Origin of the sequence: Streptomyces milbemycinicus, assembly GCF_002154605.1 — a bacterium.
GTDB lineage: Bacteria > Actinomycetota > Actinomycetes > Streptomycetales > Streptomycetaceae > Streptomyces > Streptomyces milbemycinicus.
In genome coordinates, this window is record NZ_MUNE01000987.1 from 1 (window position 1) to 1,147 (window position 1,147).

At 68.4% G+C, this 1,147-nt stretch carries 1 protein-coding gene; it reads right to left on the reverse strand.

What is annotated here, in order from left to right; translation table 11 throughout:
* On the reverse strand, positions 1–1,147 hold a 1,147-nt coding region (locus CCN51_RS50015; RefSeq protein WP_245881861.1), incomplete at both ends, for a condensation domain-containing protein.

Here is a 1,147-nt window from a genome sequence, read left to right on the forward strand (position 1 = left end):
GTAGGCGGTGGACAGGTCGCGTGCGAAGGGCGTCATCGACCAGCCGTCGGCAGCGATGTGATGCACCACCGCCAGCAGGACATACTCCTTGGGCCCGAGTACGAACAGCCGCACCCGCAATGGCAGGTCGCGGGCGAGATCGAAACCGGTGCGGGCCTCGCGGGCCAGGGCTTCGGGCAGCTCTTCCTCCGTGACCGACTCGGTCACGGTCAGCGGCAGCACCGCCGCATCACCCTCGACGACATGCTGACGGGGCTGGCCGTCGGTCTGGGGGAAGAGTGTCCGCAGGCTCTCATGCCGCCCAACCACGTCGGTCAGGGCCAGGCGCAGGGCGCCGATGTCCAGTTGGCCGCGTAGTCGCAGCGACATGGGGATGTTGTAGGTGCCTGAGGGGCCCTCCAGCTGGCCGAGGAACCACAGTCGGCGTTGTGCGAAGGAGACCGGTACGGTCTCGGGCCGTGGCCTGCTGGTCAGTGGCTGTCGTGCCAGGCTGGTTTCTCGATCTGTCCGTGCGCTCAGTCCGGCGACCGTCGGGGACTCGAAGAGCGCGCGGATTCCCAGCTCCAGGCCCAGGGTGGTGCGGATGCGGCTGATGAGGCGGGTGGCGAGGAGGGAGTGTCCGCCGAGGGAGAAGAAGCTGTCGTCGATACCGATGTCGGTGACGCCCAGTACTTCCGTGAACAGCTCGCACAGGATCTCCTCGCGCGGTGTGCGCGGGGCGCGGCGGGTGAGGGTGGTGGTGTAGTCGGGGGCGGGCAGGGCCTTGCGGTCCACCTTCCCATTCGGCGTCAAAGGCAGCCGCTCCAGCACGACAAGGGCCGAGGGGACCATGTAATCCGGCAGCCGGTCCCTGGCCCCTGCCAGCACCTGCCCGACATCAACCCCCACACCCACACCCACACCCGCACCTGTGGTTGTGGTTGTGGTTGTGGTTGCGGGGATGAGGTAGGCGACGAGGCGTTTGTCGCCGGGCCGGTCCTCCCGGACCTGCACCACCGCCTGGCCCACCGCCTCATCACCGGCCAGGACCGCTTCGATCTCACCGGGCTCGATACGGAACCCCCGCACCTTCACCTGCGCATCCGCACGCGCCAAAAACTCCAGCTGCCCATCCGACCGCCACCGCACCACATCCCCCGTCCGGTAC